A 23,765-nucleotide genomic window follows, 5' to 3' on the forward strand; every position below is an offset into this window, starting at 1 on the left:
CGGCCGAGGTCTACTCAATCAGGGTCGACACAGAAGACCACTCATTCCTCGCTGGCGGTTTCGTCAACCACAACACTGAGGCTCGAATGTCGCGGGAGGCGATGCTGCTCGTCGGCGAGCTGGGTGAGGAGACCGTCGACGTCGAGCCCAACTACGACGGCTCGCTGACCCAGCCCACCGTGCTGCCGGCCGCCTTCCCGAACCTGCTGGTCAACGGCACTTCCGGGATCGCGGTCGGGATGGCGACCAACATGATCCCGCACAACCTGGGCGAGGTCGTGTCGGCGGCGCGCTGGCTGATCCGGCACCCGAACGCCACCCTCGACAAGCTGATGGAGTTCGTGCCCGGCCCTGACCTGCCCACCGGTGGGCTGCTGCTCGGCCTCGACGAGGTGCGCCGGGCCTACGAGACCGGCCGGGGTGTGGTGCGGATGCGCGGCAAGGTGGAGATCGGCCCGCTGGAGGGCAGTCGGGGTCGGCAGGCGATCACCGTGGTCGAGTTGCCGTACGGGGTGGGCGCGGAGAAGGTCATCGCGGCCATCACCAACGAGGTCACCAAGACCAAGCGGCTGACCGGGATCGCCGACGTCAAGGACCTGACCGACCGGGAGAACGGCACCCGCCTGGTCATCGAGTGCAAGGTCGGGGTTAACCCGCAGGCGCTGTTGGCCGACCTGTACCGCCTCACTCCGCTGGAGCAGTCCTTCGGTGTGAACAACCTGGTGCTTGTCGACGGGCAGCCGCGCACCCTGGGGCTGAAGGCGCTGCTGGAGGTGTTCCTGGCGCACCGCTACGAGGTGGTGACCCGGCGCAGCGCGTACCGCAGGCGTAAGCGTCAGGAGCGGTTGCACCTGGTCGACGGTCTGCTGATCGCACTGCTGGACATCGACAAGGTGGTCAAGCTGATTCGGGCCAGCGAGGACGCCCAGGCCGCGAAGGACGGTCTGATGCAGAAGTTCAAGCTCTCCGAGATCCAGGCCAGCTACATCCTGGACACCCCGCTGCGGCGGCTGACCAAGTACGACCGGCTGGAGTTGGAGGCCGAGCAGGAGAAGCTGCGTGCCGAGATCGCCGAGTTGTCCACCATTCTGGACGACGAGAACGTGCTGAAGAAGCTCGTCTCCGACGAGTTGGCCGCGGTGGTCAAGCAGTTCGCCGCCCCGCGTCGTACCACGCTTGTCGACGGTGACCTCAAGGAGGTGCTCGCCGCCTCCGCGCCGGCCGGGCCGCTGGAGGTGGCCGACGACCCGTGTCAGGTGATCCTGTCCGCCACCGGCCTGGTGGCGCGGACCGCGGCCGAGTCGGAGGAGGCCGCCGAGGGGCGGCGCCGGCACGGCCGGGTCAAGCATGACGCGGTACGCGCGGTGGTGCACTCCACCGCCCGGGGTCGGGTGCTGCTGGTGACCAGCGCCGGTCGCGCGTTCAAGGTGGACGTGTTGCCGTTGCCGGTGTTGCCGGAGCAGGCGGGCACGGTGTCGCTGCGGGGTGGGATGTCCGCGGCCGAGTTGGTGCCGTTGGAGCCGGGGGAGAGCGTGGTCGGTCTGGCACCGCTCGGTCCGACGGCCGAGGGTTCACCCGGCCTGGCGTTGGGCACCCGTCAGGGGGTGGTCAAGGTGTGTGCCCCGGACTGGCCGGTCCGCTCCGACGAGTTCGAGGTGATCGGGCTGCGTGACGGCGACGAGGTGGTCGGGGCGACCTGGTTGACCGACGGTGCCGAGTCCCTCGCGTTTTTGACCAGCGCGGCGTCGCTGTTGCGTTTTCCCGCTGGCACGGTTCGCCCGCAGGGGCTCAAGGGTGGCGGCATGGCCGGTGTCGCCCTGCCGGATGGGGCGCAGGTGGTGTACTTCGGTGCGGTGCGCACCGACGATCCGCAGCACGGTGAGCCGATGGTGGTCACCTCCACCGGCGCCACCGTCAAGGTGACGCCGTTTGCGGCGTACCCGGCGAAGGGGCGGGCGACCGGCGGGGTGCGCGCGCAGCGGTTCCTCAAGGGTGAGACCGACGTGGTCGTCGCCTGGATCGGTCCTCGGCCGGTGGGCTCGACGGCAAATGGTGAACCGGTCGAGCTGCCGACCGCCGATCCGCGTCGGGACGGTTCCGGTTTCGCCGTGATGCTCGGCCCCACCGTGATCGGTCATCAGATCGATCGCCAGTAGCTGGAGGTCCCGGTCTGGCCTGGACGGGTGGATCGGGCAGGTCGGAGTCATATCGATGTTCGTCATTGACGTAAGACGTATGACGACGCTACGTTGAGGCTGTCCGCAGGGGCAGCCTTGACGTGTTTGCACCACCACCCGGACGTCGGCGCCTGCGGCGACGTGCGCCTGTCCTGAGCGCGCGTGGTCCCAGTCGAAGGAGTCAGTCAATGACCGGTGAGGTTCGTCCCGCCTCTCCTAAAAGACGCCGACGGTGGCCCGCAGTGGCTGCGGCCGGTGCGGCGCTCCTGGTGGCCAGCACACTCGTCGCGGTCGACGCGACCCCCGCCGCTGCCGCGACGCCGGACACCAATGCCTGGTACGTGCTCGTCAACCGCAACAGCGGCAAGGCACTGGACGTGTACGGGCTGGCCACCAACGACGGCGCGCGGATCAGCCAGTGGTCGCGCAACGACGGGGCCAACCAGCAGTGGCAGTTCGTGGACTCCGGTGGGGGCTACTACCGGCTGAAGTCGCGCCACTCCGGCAAGGTCCTGGACGTGTCAGGGGCGTCGACCGCCGACGGTGGCGCCATCGTGCAGTGGGCGGACCACAACGGGGCGAACCAGCAGTTCCGGCTGGCCGACTCCGACTCCGGCCACGTCCGGCTGATCACCCGGCACAGCAGCAAGGCGGTGGAGGTGCAGGGCGCCTCGACCGCCGACGGGGCGAACATCGTCCAATATGCCGACCACAACGGCGCCAACCAGCAGTGGCAGTTGGTGGCGGTCGGTGGCGGACCCACACCGCCGCCCACGGGCGAACCGGGGGCCGGGTGCGGCAGGGCGCCGACGCTGAGCAGTGGCTCGCACACGATCCAGAGCGGTGGCAAGAGCCGCAGCTTCATCCTGCGGATTCCCGCCAACTACAACAACAACACCCGCTACCGGTTGATGTTCGCGTTCCACTGGTTGGGTGGCACCTCCGGTGATGTCGCCTACGGTGGCGCAGACGGGGCCGCCTGGGCCTACTACGGGCAGCAGGAGCAGTCGAACAACAGCGCGATCCTGGTCGCGCCCCAGGGCATCGGCAACGGCTGGGCCAATTCCGGCGGCGAGGACGTCACCTTCGTCGACGACATGATCCGGCGGATCGAGAGCGACCTCTGCGTGAACACGACGCAGCGCTTCGCCCTCGGTTTCAGCTACGGCGGTGCCATGAGCTACGCGCTCGCCTGCGCCCGACCGAACGTGTTCCGGGCCGTCGCGGTGTACGGCGCGCCACGTGAGCTGAGCGGGTGCAGTGGTGGCACCCAGCCGGTCGCGTACTTCGGCATCCACGGCATCTCCGACAACATCGCCAGCGGACGGGCACTGCGCGACAGGTTCGTCCGCAACAACGGCTGCAACCAGCAGAATGCGCCGGAGCCGGCGCCGGGTAGCCGGACGCACATCACCACCGTCTACTCGGGCTGCCGTGCCGGGTATCCGGTGCAGTGGGGCGCCTTCGACGGCGGTCACACCCCCGGTCACGTGGACGGTGGCGGCGACAGCGGCGCCAGGACCTGGACCAAGGGCGAGGTCTGGCGGTTCTTCTCGCAGTTCTGATCCGGATGTGTCGAAGTCCCCGGCACCGGCCGGGGACTTCGACACCCGGTCCAGCCCTGACGCCGCTGGCGGGTGGTGGATCTGCTCAGAGTTCCGGCTCGGGGCCCTGGCCGGAGGTCGGGGTGGTGTTGCGCAGGCGGGCGATCAGGCGCATGCCGTGGTAGGCGATCAGGGCGGCGGCGGTGCCCAGGGCGATGCCGTTGAAGGAGAGGTCGCCGGCGGTGAGGGTGTAGTTCGCGGCACCGATGATCACCGCGACGGCGGCGGTGAGCAGGTTCACCGGGTCCTGGAAGTCGACCCGGTTGTCCAGCCAGATGCGGGCGCCGAGGATGGCGATCAGCCCGTACAGGGCGGTGGTGGCACCGCCGAGCACCCCGGCCGGCACGGTGAGGATCAGCGCGCCGACCTTCGGGCTGAGCCCGAGCAGCACCGCGGCCAGCCCGGCCACCCAGTACGCGGCGGTCGAGTAGACCCGGGTCGCCGCCATCACGCCGATGTTCTCGGCGTACGTGGTGGTGCCGGAGCCGCCGCCGGAGCCGGCGAGCACGGTGGCCAGGCCGTCACCCATGAACGCCCTGCCCATGTCCCGGTCCATGTTCCGGCCGGTGGTGGCGGCGACCGCTTTCACGTGGCCGGCGTTCTCCGCGATCAGCACCAGCACCACCGGGATGATCAGCACCACCGCGCGCAGGCTGAAGCTGGGGGTGTGGAACTCGGGCAGCCCGATCCAGGCAGCCTCCCGTAGTCCGGTGACCGTCGCCGGGTCCAGCCCGCCGGTGAACGCGGCGAGTAGCCAACCGACGAGCACGCCGAGCAGGATCGACAGCCGGGCCAGGAAGCCCCGGAACAGCACCGTGAACAGCAGGATCGACACGAGCGTGATGACCGCGATCAGGGGTTGGGCCTTGACCCCGCCGTCGCCGCCACCGTCCCAGGCCACCGGGGCGAGGTTCAACCCGATCAGCATCACGATGGCGCCGGTGACCAGGGGCGGCATCAGCCGGGTGATCCAGCCAGCGCCGGCGACCTGCACCACCAGGCCGACCAGGGCCACCGCGACGCCGGCCACCACGATGCCGCCGAGGGCCGGGCCGATGTCACCGCCGGCCTTGGCCGCCAGCACCGGGGCGATGAAGGCGAACGACGAGCCGAGGTACGACGGCAGCCGGTTGCCGGTGATGAGCAGGAACAGCAGGGTGCCCAGCCCGGAGAAGAAGAGCGTGGTGGCCGGCGGGAAGCCGGTGATCAGCGGCACCGTGAAGGTGGCGCCGAACATCGCCACCACGTGCTGCACGCCGATGCCCAGGGTGCGGGGCCAGGAGAGCCGCTCGTCGGGCTGCACCACGTCGCCGGGGCGTACGGTGCGGCCGTCGCCGTGCAGGGACCAGGGCGACCAGCGGGAACGCGGTTCGGTGGGGGACTGGGTCATGGATGGCCCTTCGCGTCGCAGTGCTGACGGGGGCGATCGACCCTGGAGGTAATTTCTAGCACGGCCGGTCGCCGGTGGCTGCGGGTGGCTGCGGCGGGCTGCGGCGTTAAGAAGGGGCCCTTTCTCTACCCGAGGCGTTAATAAGGTGCCCTTCCTTACCGTCAGGCGACGCCGGCGGGGCGGAACTGGACGCTGACGCGGGGGCCGACCGGGCGGGTGGTCTTGGGCACGGCGTGCTCCCAGGTGCGTTGGCAGGAGCCGCCCATCACGACCAGGTCGCCGTGGCCGAGGGGGAAGCGCAGGCTGGCGCCGCCGCCGCGCGGGCGCAGCAGCAGGTGGCGGGGGGAGCCGAACGAGACGATGGCGACCAGGGTGTCGGTGTGTGCGGAGCGGCCCTGGGTGTCGCCGTGCCAGGCCACGCTGTCGCGGCCGTCGCGGTAGAGGCACATGCCGGCGGTGACGAACGCCTCGCCCAGCTCGTCGGCGTAGTGCCGGGTCAGCGTGGTGCGGGCGGCCGAGAGCACCGGGTGCGGCAGCGGCCGGCCCGCGCCGTACCAGCAGAGCAGGCGGGGGACGTCGACCTCGGCGTCGTACATGGTGCGTCGCTCGGCCCGCCACGGCACCTCCCGCAGCAGGACGTCGAGCACCTGGTCGGAGCCGTGCACCCAGCCCGGCAGGTGGTCCACCCAGGCGCCCCGACTCAACGGATGCCGGCGCAGTCGTCCCGGCAGCGACCCGAGCGTCGGCTCCGCGTCGGTGACGTCCAGCATCGACGGCTGGTAGGAGGCCTGCGACATAGGGGCACCCTAGCAGGCGATTAGCACAGGCGTTCGACTGAACTGTCGAGCGTGTCGAGTACGGCGTCGACCACCCGGGCCCGCCCCCGCCCGTCAACCGCCGACCAGGCCCGCTGCGACAGCGCCGCCCGGCGTTCCGCACTGCCCAGCAGCGAATCCAGGGTCCGCGCGGCGGCGGCCCGGGCGGACGGGTCGACGACCAGGGTCGGCAGGTCGCCGAGCCCGGCGGCCAGCCCGGCGGAAACCACCCGGTGGTACGACTCGCGCTGGTTGTCCACCACGCAGACCAGCGCCGACGGCGCACCCAGGCAGCACAGCTCCCAGGTTGACGTGCCGGCCGCGCTGACCACCAGGTCGGCTGCGGCGATCAGGGCCGGCAACCGGCCGGTCGGCGGCAGCACCGTCAGCGTCTGCCCCGGCGCCGGGGCGAGCCGGGCCAGCCGGTCGGCCAGCTCGGGACGGCCGGCGACGACGGTGAGCGCCATCGGCCGGCCGGTGGACAGCAGCATCTCGGTCAGCAGCGGTGCCGCGCCGGCCGCGTCGGTGCCGCCGAAGAAGGCAAGCACCGTCGGGCGGTCCACCGGCACCGCCGGGCGGGCCGCCGTCGGCCGGGCGGCCAGCACCTCACCCCGCAGCAGGGCGTACGCGCTGCCGGCCAGCAGCCGTCCCGCCGGCACCACCAGGTCGGTGTCGAAGTTCTGGTCGAGGTAGAGGTCGGCGTCCTGTCCCCGGGTGTCGCCGTCGACGATCGCCAGGGTCACCACCCCCGCCGCACGCACCGCGCCGGCCGCTGCCGGATCCAACTCGTACGAGTCGAGCACCAGCACGTCCACCTCGTGTCGGCGTACCGTCTCGACCAGTTCCTCGGGGGTTTCCGGGCCGGGACGCAGTGGGATGCCTCGGGCGGCGAGTTGGTCGGCCGCCCAGCCGACGCCGGCCACCGTGCCGAACATCTGGACCCGAGCACCCCGGCTCCGGAACTCCTCGCCGAGGGCGAGGCAGCGGACCAGGTGCCCGACCCCGCGCTGCGGTCCGGCGTCGCACCGCAGACCGACCCGTGGCGTGTTCAGCTCTCCTCCAACCGCTTCTGCCGGACGTCGGCGTTGAGGGCCCGCAACTGCGGCTGCCCGTCGAGCCAGTCGGCGAGCTTGGCCAACGGCACGCTGACGTCGCCGAACTGCTCCACCACCGCCCGCACCAGCTGCCAGTCCGGCTCGGTGTCCAGGGTGAGCCGCAGCGCGGAACGATCCGGGGTCAGCGTCACGCCGAGCACCCGGAACAACTCCGGATGACGGTACGCGTACGAGGTGACGTGCACCCGGTGGTGTGCGGTGGCGAGCCGGTCCACGGTCCGCAACGCGTCGGCCCGGATGATCTCGACGTCCAGCCCGCGGGGCAGCGTACGAGCGATCGACGTGCTGACGTAGTCCAGCCCCGGCGCGCCCCGGTACACCCCGGCGACCAGGGCGACGATCTCCGGGTCGAGCAGCGGGCAGTCGGCGGTGAACCGCATGACGGCGTCGGCGGGATGCGCGTCGAGCGCCCCGACGAACCGGGTCAACACGTCGTCGACGGGTCCGCGGTGCCAGGCCACCCCGAGCCGGTCACACTCGGCGACCACCGCGTCGTCGGAGCAGTCGATGCTGGTCGCCACCACCAGGTCGGCGAGCACCCCGCTGTCCTGGGCGGCCCGCACCACCCGGCCGAGCACACTGCGTCCGGCCAGCGGGCGCAGCACCTTGCCCGGTAGCCGGGACGAACCCATCCGGGCCTGGACGATGCCCACGATCCGGTCACTCACGGTTGCCGTCCTTCCGGGTGATGGCCGCACGGGCCCGTCGTTTCGCGGCCCGCGCCCCTCGGCGGGCGATGCGGGCCGGGGTGATGGCCAGCCGGGCGAGCTGGTAACTGACCGTCCCGCTGAGCAGGTCGAGCTTCGCCTCGGCCCGGCGCAGCGCCTTCTCCCGCGAGGCGAGCAGGTCCTCGGTCCACTTGAGCGCTGCGGCGAGCCGGGTGTTCTCGTCCCGCTGACGCAGCCAGGCGTCGCGCAGCTGCTGGTAGCTGTGCCGTCCGGGCGGCGGGTCGGTGGACGTGACCGTCCGCAGTCCGGCCTCGGGGCCACCGCCTCGCTCCGCGTCCCGGCTGTCCCGGTGTTCTGCCTCTCGGATGCGTCGGACGGCGGCTTCGACGTCCAGCGCGGCGTCGACCACGGCCCGGTCGAAGTCCCGTCCGGCCACGCCACCGAGGACCACGGTCAGGCCGACCGCGTCCAGTGTGGAGGTCCACGGGTGGGCGTAGCCGCCGGTGAGCAGTTCGGTGGCGAAGCGCCACAGGGCGCGGGCCAGCACCACGTCGACAGGTAACGGCTCGTCGGCCCGCCAGCTCGGGTCGAGCACCGCGAACCGGTCACCGGCGACGACCAGGTTGTCCACCCCGGCCAACGCCACCGCACCGGTGAGCCGGTCGGTCCCGGCCTGGTTGGTGAGCCAGTCGGCGTAGCCGCGTAACAGCCGGCGCAGCAGAGCTGTGTCGCGACGCAGGCAGCCGTCCAGCAGCAGGCTGTGCAGCAGCCGCCCGTCGGGCACCGGCCCGTCCGGCGCTGCCGGGTCGAGGCGGGCGATCTCCCGACTGGCGTACGGCGCAGGCGTCGCCGCAACCGCCACCGGCCCCGGTCGATGCCAGTGCCAGCCGTGCGGACCGTCGACGACCTCGACGATCCGCGCAGCGCGGTCGCCCGTCGACAGCACCGCCGCCGGCAGCGGGGTACGGGTGGCGGTGAGCCGGTCGCATTCGTCGTCGAAGGCGGGTGGACGGTGGGCGACGGCCAACCAGGAGGGGGCCAGATCACCCGCCCGGCCGGCGTACAGCGCGTCGACCGCCAGCCGGGCCGGATCGGCGAGCACCAACCGGCCGGCGTAACCGTGGGTGCAGCTCTCCTGCAGGACCGCCTCGAACAGCCCGGACGTGGTCCGCCGAGCCAACTCGTCGGTCGCCAGCAACGCGGTGGTCGACGCCGGGCGGGGATAGCCGGCGTAGCTTCCCGCCACCCGCAGCCCCACCGCGTCGAGGCGCAGCCGCAACTGGTCCAGGTTCGCCGGGCGACCCGTGTCGAGTACCCCGCCGACCGTCCACTCGGCGTCGTCACGGCCGACGTACCAGCCGGAGGTCGCCACCAGCCGGTGGACGCCGAGCGGGTTGTCCAGCCGCAGCAGCAGGACACCGCCGGGGCGTACCGCCGCAGCCAACCGGCCCAGCACCCCGTCCCAGCCGAGTCGGGGCCCCTCGACCGACTCGACGGCGTCCAGCCCGGCGGCGGCGATCACCACGTCGTACACCTCATCGGCCGGCAGGCCGGTTGCACCGGCGGCCACCACCCGGTCGACCCGGCCGGCCAGCACCGCCGCGTCCGGGTAGCCGCGCAGCAGACCGGTGACCCGGGCCCCACCCAGCGCGTCGAGCACCGCCGGATCGACCGGCCCGGCCAGCAGCACGTCGGCGCCGGGCGGCACCAGCCGGGCCACCAGCGCGGCCAACGGTGGGTTGCCGGCGTCGGCACGCTGGTCGGACCAGGTCAACATCTCGCCGCCGGGCAGCGTCACCGCCGTCTCGGTCGTCACGCGCTCTCCTCCTGCACAGCAGCCGTCCAGCCGAGCAGTTCGCGTAGCGCGGCCGGTGGGTAGCGGTGGTCGACGCCCAGTTCGGCGCGGGCGATCTCCACGGCGGTCGGCAGGTGCACCTGTTCGCCGTGCAGCTCGGGCCACTGCCGGCGGATCCGGGCGGTGCCGCCGAAGGTCGGATCCTCGCCGGCCAGCACCATCGGGTTGCCGTACACCGCCGGCTCGCAACCGGCCGCGATGCCGTAGAAGACGGCGCTGGTCAGCCGGTTGGAGGCGACCCGGGCGTGCCGGCGCAGCTCGGTGAGCTGGCGGTCCAGGAAATCCGGGTCGGTGCCGGACCACCAGTGCCCGCGATAGCCGTGGCAGATGACCCGGAAACCCGCGTTCTCGTACCGGCGGCGTACCCGGCGCATCCGGTGCTCGTGCCAGTAGAGGCAGACCGTGACCGGTCCGGGTTCGGTCTGGCGGATCTGGGCGATCAGCCGGTCGTGGTCGCCCTCGACGTGCTGGCCCTCCCAGCCGTGGAACGGGTACCAGATGGTGCCGGCCCGCTGCGGCGACGACTGCGGTTCGGGGCGCATCGCCAGCAGGTAGCCGAACGGTGCCCCGATCACGGTGACGTTGCGCCGCCCGACCGACCAGGCCCGCCGCCGGGTCTGCTCCGACCACAGCAGGCTCGGCGTGCCCTCGGCGTACGGGTGTCCGGGGGCCAGGCCGTCACCGATGTTCCAGCCGTGCTGGACGTACCCGTTGATCCGCGGTGGATGCCCGTCACCGAGTCCCGCGTAACGGGCCAGCACGTGGGCGTGGCCGTAGAAGTGGTTCGCGTGGTGCATCGGCGTCCCTCAGGCGACGGGGCGGACCGGGACGCCGCGCAGGGCCGCGGCGAGCGCGTCGACGACACGCTCCTGGTCGTTGTCGCTCAGCCCCGGAAACAGCGGCAGCGACAACTGCTGCGCGTAGAACCCCTCGGCCACCGGGCAGCTGCCCCGCCGGTAGCCGAGGTCGGCGAACGCCGGATGCCAGTGCACGGGAAGGTAGTTGACCTGCACCCCGATGCCGGCGGCGCGCATCGCGTCGTACACCTCGCGGCGTCGACCGTCGAGCACCCGGATCGGGTACAGGTGCCAGGCCGGGCTCGCCCACTCCCGTCGCCCGGGCGTCAACACGCCCGGCAGGTCGGCGAGGGCCTCGTCGTAGCGGGCCACCAGTTCGGCGCGGCGGCGCAGGAAGGCATCCAGGCGGCGCAGTTGGCTGCGGCCCAGCGCGCAGAGCACGTCCGGCAGCCGGTAGTTCAGCCCGAAGGCGTGCACCTCCTGGTGCCAGCCGCCCTCGTCGGGCCACCGCAGCTCGTCGCGTTCCCGGACCAGTCCGACGGTGCGGAAGCGGCGGGCCCGGGTGAGCAGCTCGGGGTCGCCGGTGGCGACCGCGCCGCCCTCGGCGGTGGTCAGGTTCTTGGTGGGGAAGAAGGAGAACGTGGTCAGGTCGGCTAGCGAGCCGACCGGACGGCCCCGGTAGGTGGCGCCGATGGAGTGCGCGGCGTCGGCGAGCAGCAGCGCGTCGCTGCCGGCGAGACCGGCCCGCAGGGCGTCGTAGTCGGCCGGGTGACCGGCGTAGTCCACCGCGGCGACGACAGCCGTCCGCCCGGTGGTCGCCGCCGCCACCGCCGCCGGGTCGAGGGTGAACGTCTCCTCCTCGACGTCGGCGAAGACCACCCGCGCGCCCAACGCGACCGCGCTGCTCGCGGTGGCGACGAACGTCATCGGCGGCACGATCACCTCGTCGCCGGGGCCGACCCCGGCCGCCGCGTACGCCACGTGCAGCGCCGCCGTGCCGTTGGCGACCACGGCCACCCCGGCCCCGCCGGCCCACCGGGACAGCTCCGCCTCGAAGGCGGTGACCTCGGGGCCGGTGGTGAGCCAGTCGCTGCGCAGCGCCGCGACCACTGCCGCGACGTCGTCGTCGGTCACCGACTGCCGGCCGTACGGCAGGAGTGAGGTCATGCTTCGCCACCGGGCGGCAGGCTCGCCGCCGTGATGCCGAGCATGTCGCGCAGCTGCGGCACGCTGAGCCACTCGTCGTTGGTGTCCGACTGGTACGCGAAACCGTCCGGCACCGGCTCACACTCGACCGGCGGCTGGTAGCCCCAGGTGGCGATGGTCGGCTGGACGATGAACCGGTCCTTGGCGATCAGCGTCCGGCGGCTGTCGTCCGGCGCGATCATCTCCTCGTGCAGCTTCTCGCCGGGCCGGATGCCGATCTCGTGGGTGGTGGCGTCCGGGGCGACCGCCTCGACCAGGTCGAGGATGCGCATGCTCGGGATGCGCGGCACGAACAGCTCGCCGCCCTGCATCTGGTCGAACGAGTCCATGACGAACTGCACGGCCTGGTCCAGCGTGATCCAGAAGCGGGTCATCCGCTTGTCCGTGATCGGCAGGCTCCTGCCCTCGGCGGCGAGCCGGCGGAACAGCGGCACCACCGAACCCCGGCTGCCCACCACGTTGCCGTAACGCACCACGGCGAACCGGGTCGGGTGGTGCGCGGCGTAGTGGTTGGCGGAGATGAACAGCTTGTCGCCGACCAGCTTGGTCGCGCCGTACAGGTTGATCGGGCTGGACGCCTTGTCGGTGGAGAGCGCGATGACCTTGCGTACCCCGGCCTCGATCGCCGCGTCCACGACGTGCTGGGAACCGGTGATGTTTGTGGCGATGAACTCCGACGGGTTGTACTCGGCCGTGTCGACCTGCTTGAGGGCGGCGGCGTGCACCACATGGTCGACGCCGTGCATCGCCCGGGTCAGCCGGTGCCGGTCCCGGATGTCGCCGATGAACCAGCGCAGTCGGGGGTCGTCACCGAGCTGCTGGCGCAGCTCGTACTGCTTGAGCTCGTCGCGGGAGAAGACCACCACCCGCGCCGGGTCGGCCTCGGCGAGGAGATGCCGTAGGAAGGTCCTGCCGAAGGAACCCGTACCCCCGGTGACGAGGATGGACGATCCACTCAGCTCGCTCAATGTGGTGCTCCCGTGTTCGTCGATGATCCGTGGGGCGGCGAGCCCCGTCGGCCGGGTGGGACGCTAGGGGCGTTCGGTTAACGCGGGTGCGCCCTGCGGTTAACCGGACCCACTCAACCGGTGAATGGCCCCCCGAGGGAAAACGGTTCGTGAACAGTTGATGGACGGTACGGTAAATCAGCGCCTGCGGCGAGCGGCGCGATCGAGAGAAATGGGAATGACGGTGATTTCCCGACCGTCGTGAATCTCGATCCGTCCGGTGCCTTCGACGAATCGAAACCGTCGGTTCATCTGTCGTACGGCGGTGTTGTGCGCGAGCACCTCGCCGTCGAGCCGGTCCAGATTCAGCACATCGAAGGCGTGGTCCACCGCCGCGCGCATGACGTCGATCCAGGCGGGCAGCGTCTCACCCCGCTCGGCCAGCGCGTCAGCATCCAGGTAGAAGCCCCAGGAGCCGGTACGCGGAGGGTCGAACCGCAGGTCGAAGAAGTTCACCACCCCGCAGGGAAGCCCGTCGCGCAGGTAGATCAGCACCCGTCGGGTGGGGTCGGTCCGGGCGGCGGCCCACCAGCGGGCGTGCTCGTCGGCGCTGATGACATGGTGCGTCTTGCTGGCCAGTCGGTTGATTTCCTGATTACGCCAGGACAACATCAGGTTAACGTCTTCCTCGGTGGCGTCACGCAGCATGTCCCGCTCGCTTTCTGATCCATTTCCGGGCCCCCGGGAACCCTAGTCACCAACGATCTGGCTGTACACTCCGCCGCATGACGGAATTGAGTCGTGCGCGAATTCGCGACCTCATGGGACAGGTGCTGGCCAATCAGGGCAAGGTGCTGCCCGATGACGACGGCGCGGATCTGCGGGAGATCGGCTTCCGGTCGTTGGACTTCTCCGAGTTGGCCTTGCGGGTGGAGGACGAGACCGACGAGGAGTTGAACTTCGACGCGGCGGGACTGCGCCGGATCGCCACCGTCGGCGACGTCCTGGACTTCCTCGCCGACCTGGCGCGGCCGTGAGCGTCGACACCGCGCGCCCGGCCGCACCGCCCCCGGCCGGTCTGGACAACCGGGTCGTGGTCGACGGCACCGCGTTGTCCTGGCGGGACCTGCCGGAGCTGCGCCTGCCCGCCCCGGTGGCGCTGCTCGCGCACCGTGCCCGGTACGCCCTCGCCGCCGCCCGCCACCACGCGGTGCACGGCACCGAACTGCTGATCACCACGGCCAGCCGGGCCGACAGCGTGCTGCGCACCGAACTGTCCGAGGCCGGGTTCACCGTCACCGACACCGGCGGCGCGGACCTCACGCCGTCGCGCCCGCGTGCCGGCGAAGCCGGCCGACTGTGGCTGCTGACCTCCGGCACCACCGGCCGCCCCAAGCGGGTCGGGCACACCCTGGAGTCACTGACCACCGTCCGTGGCCGCCAACCCGACCGCACCTGGCTGTGCCCGTACGCGCCGGGCAGCTACGCCTGGTGGCAGGTGGTGACGCTGTCACTGACCCAGCCGGGGCAGCACCTGGTGGTGGTGGAGCCGGAGCAGTTCGACGACTGGCCGGCGCTGGCCGCGACGCACGGGGTGGACGCGGCCTCCGGCACCCCGACCTTCTGGCGTCGGGCCCTGCACCGCGACCCCGCCGCCCTCGCCCGGGTGCCGCTGCGCCAGCTCACCCTCGGTGGTGAACCGGTCGACCAGGCGATCCTGGACCGGCTCCGCGAAGTCTTCCCCACCACCCGGATCTCCTGGATCTACGCCTCCTCCGAGGTCGGCGCGGCGATCGTGGTGCACGACGGTCGGGCCGGGTTCCCGGTCGAGTGGCTGGACCGGCCGGCGCCGGGACGCCCCACCCTCGGCGTCCGCGACGGGGAACTGGTGGTCACCTCGCCGTATCACGGCGTCGGCCTGGCCGGCCCGATCCGTACCGGCGATCGGGTGCAGGTCGTCGACGGCCGGGTCCTGATCACCGGTCGACTCGACTCCGACGAGATCAACGTGGGCGGCAGCAAGGTCTCCGCCGGCGCGGTACGGGACGTGCTGACCGCCCATCCGCAGGTGGCCTGGGCCCGGGTCGGTGCCCGGCGCGCGCCACTGCTCGGCCACCTCGTCGTCGCCGAGGTGGTACCCACCGCCACTGTCGGGCCGCCCGACGAGGCGGCGCTGGTGCGCTGGTGCGCCGACCGGCTACCGGAGTACGCCGTGCCCCGCCGGATCCGTCTGCTGCCCGAGATCCCTGTCAAGGAGACCCTGAAAAGCGATGTCTGACCCCACCATGTCCGCCCCGGCGGTCCCGCCGTCCACCGTGGTGCTCGTCTCCGGTGGTTCGCGCGGGCTCGGCCTCGCCATCGTCACCGACCTGCTCGACGCCGGTCTGCGGGTGGCCGCCTTCGCCCGTACCGTCACTCCGGAGTTGGCGAAGCTCGCCGACACCCATCCGGGTCGGACGCACGTCGGCTCGGTCGACGTCACCGACCTCGCCGCCGTGCAGGCGTTCGTCCGGGCCGCCGAGCAACACCTCGGCCCGATCGACGGCCTGGTCAACAATGCCGCCGTCGGGCAGGACTCGCTGCACGTACACACCGCCACCGCCGACCTGGCGGGGATCGTCGAGACGAACCTGACCGCGCCGCTGCAACTGACCCGCCTGGTCGTACGCCGAATGCTGGCGCAGGGCCGACGCGGCCGGATCGTCAACATCACCTCGATCTGCGGGCAGCGCGGCTTCCCCGGCCTGGTCGCGTACTCGGCCACCAAGGGCGGCATGGACGCGGCCACCCGCTCCCTGGCCCGGGAGTTGGGCGGACGGGTCCTGGTCAACGCCGTCGCGCCCGGCTTCTTCGCCTCGGAGATGTCGGCGGTGCTGGGCCGGACCCAACTGGACCAGATCGTCCGCCGCACCCCGACCGGCCACCTGACCGAGCCGGACGAGGTGCTCCCGGTGGTACGGATGCTGCTGCGCGAGCAGACCAACATCAACGGCCAGGTCCTCGTGGTCGACGGTGCTGCCTCGATCTGACCCCGCCCACCGCCACGGCCACACCGGCGGTCTCCTGCCTTCCGCCCCGCCCACCGCCGACGCAGGCTCATCCGCGCCCGCGGCTGTCACGCCGTCGGTGGGCACGCGGGCCGGGATGTCTCCGGTCTCTGCGGTGCCGTCGGTGGTATCGCTGCTCGCGGTCGCCCACCGACACCTGCGCCTCGCCACCCCGGCCGAGTCGGCCGACGCGACCACCCGCAGTTATCTGGACGACGGCCGCTGCCTCGGCTGGTACGCCCCGCCGGTGCCGCGATGGCGGGTGGCGATCGACGCCGAGCGAGTCGGCGCACCGGTGCCGACGGCGCTCGCGCGGCGCTTCGGCACCGGCGAATTCTGGGCCCGCTGGACCCGCGCCGAATGCCTGGCCAAGCTCACCGACGTCCCGATGGCCATCTGGTGGCAGCGGCACGGACTCGAGGTGCCGCCCCGCATCGACTGGCTGTGGCGCACGCTGACCCTCGCCGACCTGGTCGTCACCGTCGCCTTCGTCGCCACCGACCGGCCCCGCGACACCGCGGACGGTACCCCTACCTGACGGCGACCCCGGGTCGCGACGCCCGCGTGGCGACGCGGACCACGCAGCAGCCGCAGCCCACTACCGCAAGTAACAATCGATTTCCTCCGCCGCGATCACCGTCCGCGACAACGATCCACCACCCACCCATGTCCCCTACCCGCCCTTTGCTCTGCTTCAACCGACGCAATAGCTCGCGAGCAGGGAAGTTATGGCGGTGAGGTTGCGTGTCGTCTCGGTGGCTGTTCACCGAGTCGTGTCAGTGACGGTCAGGACCCCGTTGGCCAGCTTGAGGTCGGCGGCCCGGTGGCTCGCCTGATCGTCAGATCAGGTCCCAGCTGAGCGGGGTGCCGCGTGTGACGTCGGCGGTGAAGTGGCGGCCCAGGACGCGGTCGATCTCCACTGGGGACAGTCCGCCGGCCGGTCGGATCGAGCGGACGTTGGCGGGGGTGACCTCGTCGCCGGCGCGGACGTCCGCGACCACGTAGAGCGAGCGGCGGAAGCGTAGCCCTTCCCGTTCGGCCGGGGTCGGGCCGATGGCGGTGCCGCCGAGTGCCGCGTGGGCCCGTTCCGCCTCGACCACCAGGGCCGACAGTTCCGCGGGGTTCAGGGAGAAGTCGGAGTCCACGCCACCGTCGGCCCGGTCCAGCGTGATGTGCTTCTCGATGAAGCAGGCGCCGAGGGCCACCGACGCGACGGGCACGCCGATGCCGGGGGTGTGGTCGGAGAGGCCGACCGGTACGCCGAACGCCTCGGCGAGCACCGGGATGCGGCGCAGGTTGCTGTCGGCGGGTGGTGCCGGGTAGGCGGCGGTGCAGGCCAGCAGCACGATCCCGCTCGCACCGGCGGACCGGGCCGTACGGACCGCCGCGTCGATCTCGGCCAGGGTGGCCATTCCGGTGGAGATGATCACGGGTTTGCCGGTGGCGGCGACGAGCCGGATCAACGGCAGGTCGACCAACTCCGAGGAGGCGATCTTGTACGCGGGCGCGTCCAACCTCTCCAGCAACTCGACAGCCGTGGCGTCGAAGGGGGAGGAGAATACCGTCAGGCCCCGCTCGCGGGCCCGCTCGAAGATCGGACCGTGCCACTCGTACGGGGTGTGGGCCCGCTCGTAGAGCCGGTACAGGTTCTGCCCGCCCCACAACTCGTGGCCGCCGGAAATGCGGAAGGCCGGGGCGTCGACGTCGATGGTGATGGTGTCCGGCCGGTACGTCTGGAGCTTCAACGCGTGCGCACCGCTGGCGGCGACGGCGTCCACGATGGCCAGTGCCCGGTCCAGGTCACCGTTGTGGTTGCCGGACATCTCCGCCACCACGAAGGGACGTTCGCCGGTGCCGACCAGATGCGGCCCGATCTTGAGCGTGGTCATCGCGTTCCGTTTCCATGTGTCCGCACCAGTGTGCGAGGTCGGGTGGGGTCGGACCCCGCGTCGTGTTCGGCGTCGGGGCTGGTCGTCGCGGGCGGTGGGGCCGACGGGCTGCGTAGCCTGCCGGCCAGCCGGTGGGCGCGGCGCAGTGCCACGTAGGCCAGGTAGTTGTTCCGGTCGACCAGCCGGTGCTTGAGCCCGGCCACCCCGCCGGGCCGGGGGTAGCCGCCGCCGGGTAGGTGCCGGCGGTAGTGCGCGGCGACCCGGCGGAAGAAGCGTCGTCGCAGGTGCGGGTGCAGCCGGTCGTCGTTGCCGACCACCACCAGGAAGTGGTTGACCATGAGGTCGAACAGTTCCGCATGCCAACGCCCGTCGGGGTGGTGCTGCCGCAGCCAGGCGAAGAGCCGGTCGTACTGGTCGAAGGCGTCGAAGTGCCGGCCGCTGCGGGTCGAGGTGATCGCACCCTGGCGGCCCTGCCGGTACAGGTAACAGATCCGGTCCAGCACCGAGATCCGATCCGCGCCGATCAGCAGTGGATGGCTGAACGGAATGTCCTCGTACCAGCCGGGGTGGAAGCGCAGCCCCAGCTCAGCCATGAACGCCCGGCGTACCACCTTGTTCCAGGCGGTGTGTTGCACCCGCAGCAGTTGCGGCCGGTCGACCAGCCGCACCACGCCGGGTGTCCCGCGCAGCAGGTGACTGCTGGCGTCGATGTCGCGACGTCCGCACTCGTGCACCCGGAGATGGTCGATCATCATCACGTCGGGCCGGTCCGTACGCAGCCGGTCGAGCATGGCCGCGATGGTGCCCGGCGGCAGCCAGTCGTCACTGTCGACGAACCAGACGTACTCGCCGGTGGCCACGTCCAGGCCCGCGTTGCGCGCCGGCCCGAGACCGCCGTTCCTCTCCAGGTGCAGCACCCGCAAGCCGGGGTGGTCGGCGGCGTACTCGCGCAGCAGTTGTCCACACCCGTCCGGCGAGGCGTCGTCGACCGCGATCAGCTCCACCGCCGCCGTCTCGTTCGCGGGCACGTCCTCGCGAATCGAGTCGAGGCACTGACGCAGGTACGCCTCGACGCCGTAGACCGGCACGACGATGCTCAGCAGCGGCGCTTGCGTCGGCTGATTGACCACGCCGACACCCTCGACCGCCCGGATGGACAGGACGGGAACCAGACATGGCCGGCAGCGGTGAAGCGATTGAACAGCGTGACAGCGTACGGTCACCGATCACCCGACGAGTGGATCGATCAGTCAGCGGGTAGGGTGCCCGACGGGCGACGCCGGATGGCCCCGGCAGCCGATCGGAACGGGCCAACCGGCCCTGGGGAGGAGAGACGCGTGCCGCCGACGCCGGAGGTGCCCGCATGACCAGCGCACCGGTGGCGGCACCGCCGGGCTCCGCGACCGACCGGGCCCTGGCCAGCCGGCTACCGTCGTTGACCGGGCTGCGGTGGATAGCCGCGCTGCTGGTCTTCGGCTTTCACGCCGGCACCATGCGGATCATCGCCGAGCCGGATTACCAGGCGGTCGTCGGCAAGGTCTTCACTCTGGGCCTGTCCGGAGTGCAGTTCTTCTTCATTCTCAGCGGCTTCGTGCTGGTCTGGTCGGCCCGACCCGGCGACTCCCGGCGGCGGTTCTGGCGGCGCCGGTTCGCCAAGATCTATCCGAACCACGTCCTGCTCTGGGCGTTGGCCATGGGGGCCGCCGTCTGGTTCGCCGATCCGATCAACCCCGTCGCGGCGCTGGAGAACCTGTTCCTGATCCAGGCCTGGGATCCCCGTCCCGGGTACTTCTACAGCGTCAACAACGTGAGCTGGTCGCTCTCCTGCGAGCTGTTCTTCTACCTGTGCCTGCCGCTGGTCCTGCCACTGGTACGCCGGGCCCGGCCCTGGCAGCTGTGGGCCGTGGTGATCGCCGTACCGCTGCTGATTCTGGCGTTGTGGCCCGCCCAGACCCTGGTGCCGGAGCAGAGCCGATGGTGGTTCACCCAGGTGTTCCCCCTGGTCCGCTCGCTGGAGTTCTGGATGGGCGTGGCCGCCGCCGAACTCATGCTGCGCGGGCGGTGGCGGGGTCCCGGCCTGCCCCTGGCGAGCCTGATCTTCGTGGGCACCTGGGTGGCCGCCGCCGAGTGGATCCGGGCCGAGTTCTGGGCGGCGCTGCTGGCGGCGGCGTACGTCCTGGTCATCGCCGCGGCGGCGGACGCCGACGTGCGGGGGCGGCGCTCCCCGCTGCGGTCGCGCCCGATGGTCTGGCTCGGCGAGGTCTCGTTCGCCTTCTACCTGGTGCACGTGTTCGTGATCATGACGATTCTCCGGATCACCGGGGACTGGGGGACCGGCCTGCCCGGCTGGTGGGGCCCGGCCGCCGTGATCGGCTTCCTGGCGCTCACGCTGGGGCTCGCCGCACTGGTGCACCGCTTCGTCGAACAACCGATGATGCGTCGCCTGGCCCCGCGCCGGTCCCCTCCCGCTGTCCATCCTGGACGGTGAGCTCACTCCGCTGACGCGCGGCGCTCCGGGTGACCCGAATCAGGTTCTTCGCTGCGACACGCCCGGCGGCAGTGCGGCCCGCGGGACCTGACGGTAGCGTGGCAGCGTGCTTCCGATCGTCCCCACTCGTCCTCCTCTGTGGTGGTTGGCGCGTCGGGTGGCACGGCTGCTGACCGGATTCGCTGTCGCCGCCGCGTTCGCCGTCGGCGCCTGGACAATGCCCGCACCCGCCGCCCATCCCGGTGATCTCGGCCCAGCGGCGGGCCCTGCCGGGCAGCCCAGCATGGTCAGCTTCGCCCCGCCGACCGAGGCGTTGGCATCCGACCGGTGCGCCGCGATCCCGCCGACAGCCGATGGACTGGCGAGTGGCGACGACGACCGCCCCGGCGCTGGCGCCGCGACGGCACCGGTGCCGTCGGCGCGGACCGACCAGGGCGTCGACCTGGCTGGCGCGGCTGCCGACGATCAGCCTCCTGCGGTGGACACCTCGGGTCTGCGGTGCGGCCGCGCCCCGCCCGGCGCCTGATTCCCGCCCATACCGTCGGTTGACCCGGACGGCCCTCTGCGATCGGGCCCCCACCGTGGGTGTCCTGCCGCGCTCCACCACCCTGACGATCCGCCGCTACCCGGCGACCCGCCACCGGCGGCACCCCGGGCCGCCACATCCGCTTCCGTGAGGTATCGACATGGAGAAGACCGTTCTCTACCAGTTCCTGATCGACGCGCCTCGGGCCGCCGCCATCTGGTCGGTGTTGCTGGTGCTCGCGCTGGGCGTGCTCACCGCGCTTGTCGCCCGGCCCGAGCCGGTCCCGCCGACCGACCGGACCCCGGACCTCCCGGACCACGACGATGTCGCGGACCAGCGTCGCTACGCCGGTGAGGTCGCCGTCGCCGCGGCGGGCGCCGCGCAGAACGCCGGCCGCCGCCGGGCCGCATGGCACCGCGCGCAGACGGAACTCGACCGCGCCTGGGCCGCGTACGACGAGGCGGAGGCCGCCGCCCGACGGCTCGCCGCCGCCACCGTCTGGCCCAGCCCCGGTACGCCCCGGACCCCCGCCGAGTACGCGGCTCGGGAGCGCTGGCTGCACCACGCCGCGATGGCCGCATACTGGCGCGGCGACCTGACCGGGCGGCAACTCGCCGACGCGCTGGCCCACCGGGCCGGCTGGGATCCCCGACGGCACCCCGCCGAGCAGGAGATCTTCCTGGCCCGGGTGGTACGTGACGGCCGCCTCGCGGCCTACCAGGCGGCCGCGCAGCAGGAACGCGACGCCTGGCGGGCCGCGGAACTCGCCGCCGACGCCGCCCGCGCGCTCTCCACCGAGGCGTACGCCGCAGCGCAGCGGCTACGGCCGAACCCGCTGCCGGTGCCGCGCCGGGTGGTCGTCGGTCGGCCCGCAGCGACCCTGCGCTGGCGGCCGGCCCGGGTGGGATGAGCCGTCGCGACCACGCCGGTTCAACAACAGGTGGGCCGAAATTCGGTGACCCCGGTCACAGTAATTGCCGAATCGGTCAACGTGGGTCAGACGTCGAAGTGGGGCGCAATGTGCGGGGACATTGTGAACGTCCGGTCCGGTTACCGCCCCGACAGGGATGTCCGCGAGCGCTGTCCCATTGAGCGACGACAGTTCCGCGATACCCGAAAATAATCGCACCGGACCAGGTTTAAGCAGGTCAGGGCAGGCTTGGCAGGAGCGATACCGACCAGTAGTGTCGCCCTGTCCGGTGCGGTAAATGATCGCAAGTGGCGACGCCGCGCCGACCCGCTCAATCGTGATCACACGAACCGGGGAACCACTGCACCACTTGGGGTGAATCCGTGAGCCACGGCTCGCGGTAGGGCGATCTTCCCGCCCGAATCCGTCAGCTAACCCGGTCGGCGGTGTCGGAAGGAGTTCCTGTCCTCGTGCAGCACAATTCGATCCCCCCGATATTCCCCCGCCTCCACGGCACCGTGGTGCCTGCGCTCGCCGGTCCGCTCTCCGCAGCCTGAGCCAGGCCCACCCGTCCACCCCTCAGCCCGTGGAGGATCTCGTGAAGCACACCCTCAAGCGTCAGCTCCGTAAGCTGGCCACCGAACGCCCCTATCAGCTTCTCGCCACGTCGGCGGCGGCCCTCGTGCTGGCCACCGGCGCCGGTGCCCTGGTCGCCCGGACCGACGACAACCTGGTCGACGCGCCCACCGCGGCCGCCGTGGCCGAGCTGCGCGACGACAGTGCGGCCTCCCGTTCCCTGGCGCGGGTCGCCACCGCCCCCAGCAGCGCCGCTCCCAGCAGTGCCGACCCGAGCAGCGCCGCCCCCAGCAGTGCCGCGCCGAGCAGCGCCGCCGCCTCGCCGTCGGCGCGGGCCGCCACGGCGGACCCGGACGTGGCCAGTAAGAAGGCCGCCCCGAAGCCGCCGGCGGAAAAGGTGCTGTCGTACGACTACCAGGCCCAGATCAACGGTTACTACTGCGGCCCGGCCGCGGTGCGCAACGCGCTGAGCGCCGCCGGCATCGAGCGCGGCCAGGAGACCCTCGCCGCCCAGCTCGGCACCACCTTCGCCGGCACCAACTCGGCGTACGACACCACTCGGGCGCTCAACGCCGCGGTCAAGGGCGAGCCGTACAAGACCACGATGATCCCCGGTGGCGCGGCGACCCCGGCCCAGATGGACCAGCTCCAGGCCGATGTCGTGGCGGCCATCTCCGACGGGCGTGGCGTCGTGGTGAACGTCGCCGGCAGCGTCGTGGACACCGCCGGTGGCTGGCACTCCTTCCCCGGCGGCCACTACGTCGCCGTGGTCGGCTACGAGGACGAGGGCCGGATGGTGAAGATCGCCGACTCGGCCGACGCGTCGTACTACTCGTACTGGTTGAGCACCATCGACCTGGCCAACTGGGCTGCCACCCGGGGCTATTCGTCCTGACTCCTGCTGTTCGTGCCGGGCGCCGACCCTTCGGGGTCGGCGCCCGGTGTCGTATCCCGGTCGCGGCTCTCGCCGACCGGCCCGGGCGGTGGCAGACTGCCCGACATGATCACGGAGTCGGGTGAGCGGGGCAGCGCGCCGGTGTTGTTGCTGCTGCACGGGATGGGTGCCACCGGCGACGTGTGGCTGCCCTGCGCACCGCTGCTGCACCAGCGGTGGCCGGGACGGTGGATGGCCCCCGATCTGGCCGGTCACGGCGCGTCACCCCCGCTGCCGGCGTACTCGTTCGCCGCCCTCGCCGATCAGGTCGCCGCGAGCCTGCACCCCGGCGACCGGGTGATCGTGCTGGGCCACTCGCTCGGCGGGGTGGTCGGGCTGGCGCTCGCCGCCGTGAGCCGGGCGGTCACCGTCGACGCGGTGGTCGGGCTCGGCATCAAGGCGGTGTGGTCCCCGGCGGAGTTGTCCCGTGCCACGGATCTGGCCGCCCGCCCGGTCACCTGGTTCGACAACCGCGACGAGGCGGCACGCCGCTACCTGCGGGTCGCCGGGCTGGCCGACCTGCTCAGCCCGGAGGATCCCGCCGTGGCGGCCGGATTACGGCAGGAAAACGGCCGGTGGCGGTTGGCGATGGACCCGAGCGCCTTCGCTGTCGGCGAGCCCAACCTGGGTGCGCTGCTGGCCACGATCGACGCGCCGGTCCTGCTGGCCCGTGGCGAGCACGACCCGATGGTCACCGACGCGCAGCTCAAGGAGTACGGCGTACCGGTGGTGACGCTGCCCGGGCTCGGCCACAACGCCCACGTGGAGGACCCGGCGGCCGTGCTGGCTCTGCTCGACGCCGTACGCTGACCGGGCTGCCG

Annotated in this window: 20 protein-coding genes, 2 pseudogenes and 1 riboswitch; of the genes and pseudogenes, 11 read left to right on the forward strand and 11 right to left on the reverse strand. The window is 71.8% G+C overall.

All coding sequences use genetic code 11. From position 1 onward, the window contains the following. Positions 1-74: 74 nt before the first annotated feature. Together EG812_RS30115 and EG812_RS18750 are read left to right on the forward strand one after the other, a co-directional pair. A pseudogene (locus EG812_RS30115) lies at positions 75-2,156 on the forward strand (DNA gyrase subunit A); the annotation flags it as partial. Positions 2,157-2,365: 209 nt separating this feature from the next. Then, a pseudogene (locus tag EG812_RS18750) lies at positions 2,366-3,739 on the forward strand (RICIN domain-containing protein); the annotation flags it as partial. An 88-nt stretch (positions 3,740-3,827) separates the two neighbouring features. On the opposite strand, the gene EG812_RS18755 reads toward EG812_RS18750, so the two are convergent. The 9 genes from EG812_RS18755 to EG812_RS18795 form a co-directional block, all read right to left on the reverse strand. Next, positions 3,828-5,171 (reverse strand): uracil-xanthine permease family protein, encoded by a 1,344-nt coding sequence (locus EG812_RS18755; protein WP_126712307.1) that lies wholly within the window; start codon positions 5,169-5,171, stop codon positions 3,828-3,830. Positions 5,172-5,332: 161 nt separating this feature from the next. After that, complete coding sequence (locus EG812_RS18760) at positions 5,333-5,968, reverse strand: alpha-ketoglutarate-dependent dioxygenase AlkB (protein WP_013732526.1); 636 nt, start codon at positions 5,966-5,968, stop codon at positions 5,333-5,335. A 20-nt stretch (positions 5,969-5,988) separates the two neighbouring features. Then, positions 5,989-7,038: a PseG/SpsG family protein gene (locus tag EG812_RS18765; protein ID WP_043720179.1), complete on the reverse strand. Its 1,050-nt coding sequence runs from the start codon at positions 7,036-7,038 to the stop codon at positions 5,989-5,991. After that, positions 7,035-7,769 carry a cytidylyltransferase domain-containing protein gene (locus EG812_RS18770; RefSeq protein WP_013732528.1) on the reverse strand — a complete coding sequence of 245 codons (735 nt, stop codon included), beginning with the start codon at positions 7,767-7,769 and terminating at the stop codon, positions 7,035-7,037. The genes EG812_RS18765 and EG812_RS18770 overlap by 4 nt, the downstream gene beginning before the upstream one ends. Continuing rightward, positions 7,762-9,585, reverse strand: a complete 1,824-nt coding sequence (locus tag EG812_RS18775) for a class I SAM-dependent methyltransferase (RefSeq protein WP_013732529.1) — start codon at positions 9,583-9,585, stop codon at positions 7,762-7,764. Before EG812_RS18775 ends, EG812_RS18770 begins: the two co-directional genes overlap by 8 nt. After that, a complete protein-coding gene (locus EG812_RS18780; protein WP_126712308.1) occupies positions 9,582-10,421 on the reverse strand; it encodes a hypothetical protein in 840 nt (279 codons plus the stop codon). Before EG812_RS18780 ends, EG812_RS18775 begins: the two co-directional genes overlap by 4 nt. A 9-nt stretch (positions 10,422-10,430) precedes the next feature. Beyond that, positions 10,431-11,588 (reverse strand): DegT/DnrJ/EryC1/StrS family aminotransferase, encoded by a 1,158-nt coding sequence (locus EG812_RS18785; RefSeq protein WP_126712309.1) that lies wholly within the window; start codon positions 11,586-11,588, stop codon positions 10,431-10,433. Next, complete coding sequence (gene pseB / locus EG812_RS18790) at positions 11,585-12,595, reverse strand: UDP-N-acetylglucosamine 4,6-dehydratase (inverting) (protein ID WP_126712310.1); 1,011 nt, start codon at positions 12,593-12,595, stop codon at positions 11,585-11,587. The genes EG812_RS18785 and pseB overlap by 4 nt, the downstream gene beginning before the upstream one ends. Before the next feature lie 177 nt (positions 12,596-12,772). Continuing rightward, positions 12,773-13,282 (reverse strand): GNAT family N-acetyltransferase, encoded by a 510-nt coding sequence (locus EG812_RS18795; RefSeq protein WP_013732533.1) that lies wholly within the window; start codon positions 13,280-13,282, stop codon positions 12,773-12,775. Between the two features lie 77 nt (positions 13,283-13,359). Here EG812_RS18795 and EG812_RS18800 point away from each other — a divergent pair, with 77 nt between their 5' ends. The 4 genes from EG812_RS18800 to EG812_RS18815 all read left to right on the forward strand — a co-directional run bounded on the left by EG812_RS18800 (position 13,360) and on the right by EG812_RS18815 (position 16,159). Next, complete coding sequence (locus tag EG812_RS18800) at positions 13,360-13,611, forward strand: phosphopantetheine-binding protein (RefSeq protein ID WP_043720184.1); 252 nt, start codon at positions 13,360-13,362, stop codon at positions 13,609-13,611. Further along, positions 13,608-14,852, forward strand: coding sequence for an AMP-binding protein (locus EG812_RS18805; RefSeq protein WP_126712311.1), 1,245 nt, complete (start codon positions 13,608-13,610; stop codon positions 14,850-14,852). Before EG812_RS18800 ends, EG812_RS18805 begins: the two co-directional genes overlap by 4 nt. Beyond that, positions 14,845-15,603: an SDR family NAD(P)-dependent oxidoreductase gene (locus EG812_RS18810; RefSeq protein ID WP_043720187.1), complete on the forward strand. Its 759-nt coding sequence runs from the start codon at positions 14,845-14,847 to the stop codon at positions 15,601-15,603. Before EG812_RS18805 ends, EG812_RS18810 begins: the two co-directional genes overlap by 8 nt. A gap of 133 nt (positions 15,604-15,736) precedes the next feature. Beyond that, entirely contained in the window at positions 15,737-16,159 is a 423-nt protein-coding gene (locus EG812_RS18815) for a hypothetical protein (protein WP_233579545.1), read from the forward strand. A gap of 301 nt (positions 16,160-16,460) precedes the next feature. On the opposite strand, the gene pseI is transcribed toward EG812_RS18815, so the two are convergent. Both pseI and EG812_RS18825 read right to left on the reverse strand, forming a co-directional pair. Next, positions 16,461-17,510 (reverse strand): pseudaminic acid synthase, encoded by a 1,050-nt coding sequence (pseI, locus tag EG812_RS18820; RefSeq protein ID WP_126712312.1) that lies wholly within the window; start codon positions 17,508-17,510, stop codon positions 16,461-16,463. Continuing rightward, the gene (locus EG812_RS18825; protein ID WP_126712313.1) at positions 17,507-18,640 is read right to left on the reverse strand and encodes a glycosyltransferase family 2 protein; all 1,134 of its coding nucleotides are present in this window, start codon (positions 18,638-18,640) and stop codon (positions 17,507-17,509) included. Before EG812_RS18825 ends, pseI begins: the two co-directional genes overlap by 4 nt. A gap of 233 nt (positions 18,641-18,873) precedes the next feature. Here EG812_RS18825 and EG812_RS18830 point away from each other — a divergent pair, with 233 nt between their 5' ends. From EG812_RS18830 to EG812_RS18850, 5 genes are all read left to right on the forward strand, one after another. Continuing rightward, a complete protein-coding gene (locus EG812_RS18830) occupies positions 18,874-19,998 on the forward strand; it encodes an acyltransferase family protein (protein ID WP_126712314.1) in 1,125 nt (374 codons plus the stop codon). 157 nt (positions 19,999-20,155) lie between these two features. Then, on the forward strand, positions 20,156-20,524 hold the full coding sequence (locus EG812_RS18835; RefSeq protein WP_013732541.1) for a hypothetical protein: 369 nt from the start codon (positions 20,156-20,158) through the stop codon (positions 20,522-20,524). Positions 20,525-20,684: 160 nt separating this feature from the next. After that, positions 20,685-21,434: a hypothetical protein gene (locus EG812_RS18840; RefSeq protein WP_126712316.1), complete on the forward strand. Its 750-nt coding sequence runs from the start codon at positions 20,685-20,687 to the stop codon at positions 21,432-21,434. 318 nt (positions 21,435-21,752) lie between these two features. Then, positions 21,753-21,895: riboswitch (cyclic di-AMP (ydaO/yuaA leader) on the forward strand. Between the two features lie 125 nt (positions 21,896-22,020). Beyond that, positions 22,021-22,905 (forward strand): C39 family peptidase, encoded by an 885-nt coding sequence (locus EG812_RS18845; protein ID WP_199743901.1) that lies wholly within the window; start codon positions 22,021-22,023, stop codon positions 22,903-22,905. Between the two features lie 105 nt (positions 22,906-23,010). Continuing rightward, positions 23,011-23,754: an alpha/beta fold hydrolase gene (locus tag EG812_RS18850; protein ID WP_126712318.1), complete on the forward strand. Its 744-nt coding sequence runs from the start codon at positions 23,011-23,013 to the stop codon at positions 23,752-23,754. Positions 23,755-23,765: the final 11 nt, after the last annotated feature.

The sequence above is a fragment of the Verrucosispora sp. FIM060022 genome (genome assembly GCF_003977705.1).
GTDB classification, from domain to species: domain Bacteria; phylum Actinomycetota; class Actinomycetes; order Mycobacteriales; family Micromonosporaceae; genus Micromonospora; species Micromonospora gifhornensis.

What these genes read in the sequence shown, in the direction of transcription:
- EG812_RS18755 (WP_126712307.1), bottom strand. Translation starts at nt 5,171, where the DNA reads ATGACCCAGTCCCCCACCGAACCGCGTTCCCGCTGGTCGCCCTGGTCC.
- EG812_RS18760 (WP_013732526.1), bottom strand. Translation starts at nt 5,968, where the DNA reads ATGTCGCAGGCCTCCTACCAGCCGTCGATGCTGGACGTCACCGACGCG.
- EG812_RS18780 (WP_126712308.1), bottom strand. Translation starts at nt 10,421, where the DNA reads ATGCACCACGCGAACCACTTCTACGGCCACGCCCACGTGCTGGCCCGT.
- EG812_RS18785 (WP_126712309.1), bottom strand. Translation starts at nt 11,588, where the DNA reads ATGACCTCACTCCTGCCGTACGGCCGGCAGTCGGTGACCGACGACGAC.
- EG812_RS18795 (WP_013732533.1), bottom strand. Translation starts at nt 13,282, where the DNA reads ATGCTGCGTGACGCCACCGAGGAAGACGTTAACCTGATGTTGTCCTGG.
- EG812_RS18800 (WP_043720184.1), top strand. Translation starts at nt 13,360, where the DNA reads ATGACGGAATTGAGTCGTGCGCGAATTCGCGACCTCATGGGACAGGTG.
- EG812_RS18810 (WP_043720187.1), top strand. Translation starts at nt 14,845, where the DNA reads ATGTCTGACCCCACCATGTCCGCCCCGGCGGTCCCGCCGTCCACCGTG.
- pseI (WP_126712312.1), bottom strand. Translation starts at nt 17,510, where the DNA reads ATGACCACGCTCAAGATCGGGCCGCATCTGGTCGGCACCGGCGAACGT.
- EG812_RS18830 (WP_126712314.1), top strand. Translation starts at nt 18,874, where the DNA reads ATGACCAGCGCACCGGTGGCGGCACCGCCGGGCTCCGCGACCGACCGG.
- EG812_RS18840 (WP_126712316.1), top strand. Translation starts at nt 20,685, where the DNA reads ATGGAGAAGACCGTTCTCTACCAGTTCCTGATCGACGCGCCTCGGGCC.
- EG812_RS18850 (WP_126712318.1), top strand. Translation starts at nt 23,011, where the DNA reads ATGATCACGGAGTCGGGTGAGCGGGGCAGCGCGCCGGTGTTGTTGCTG.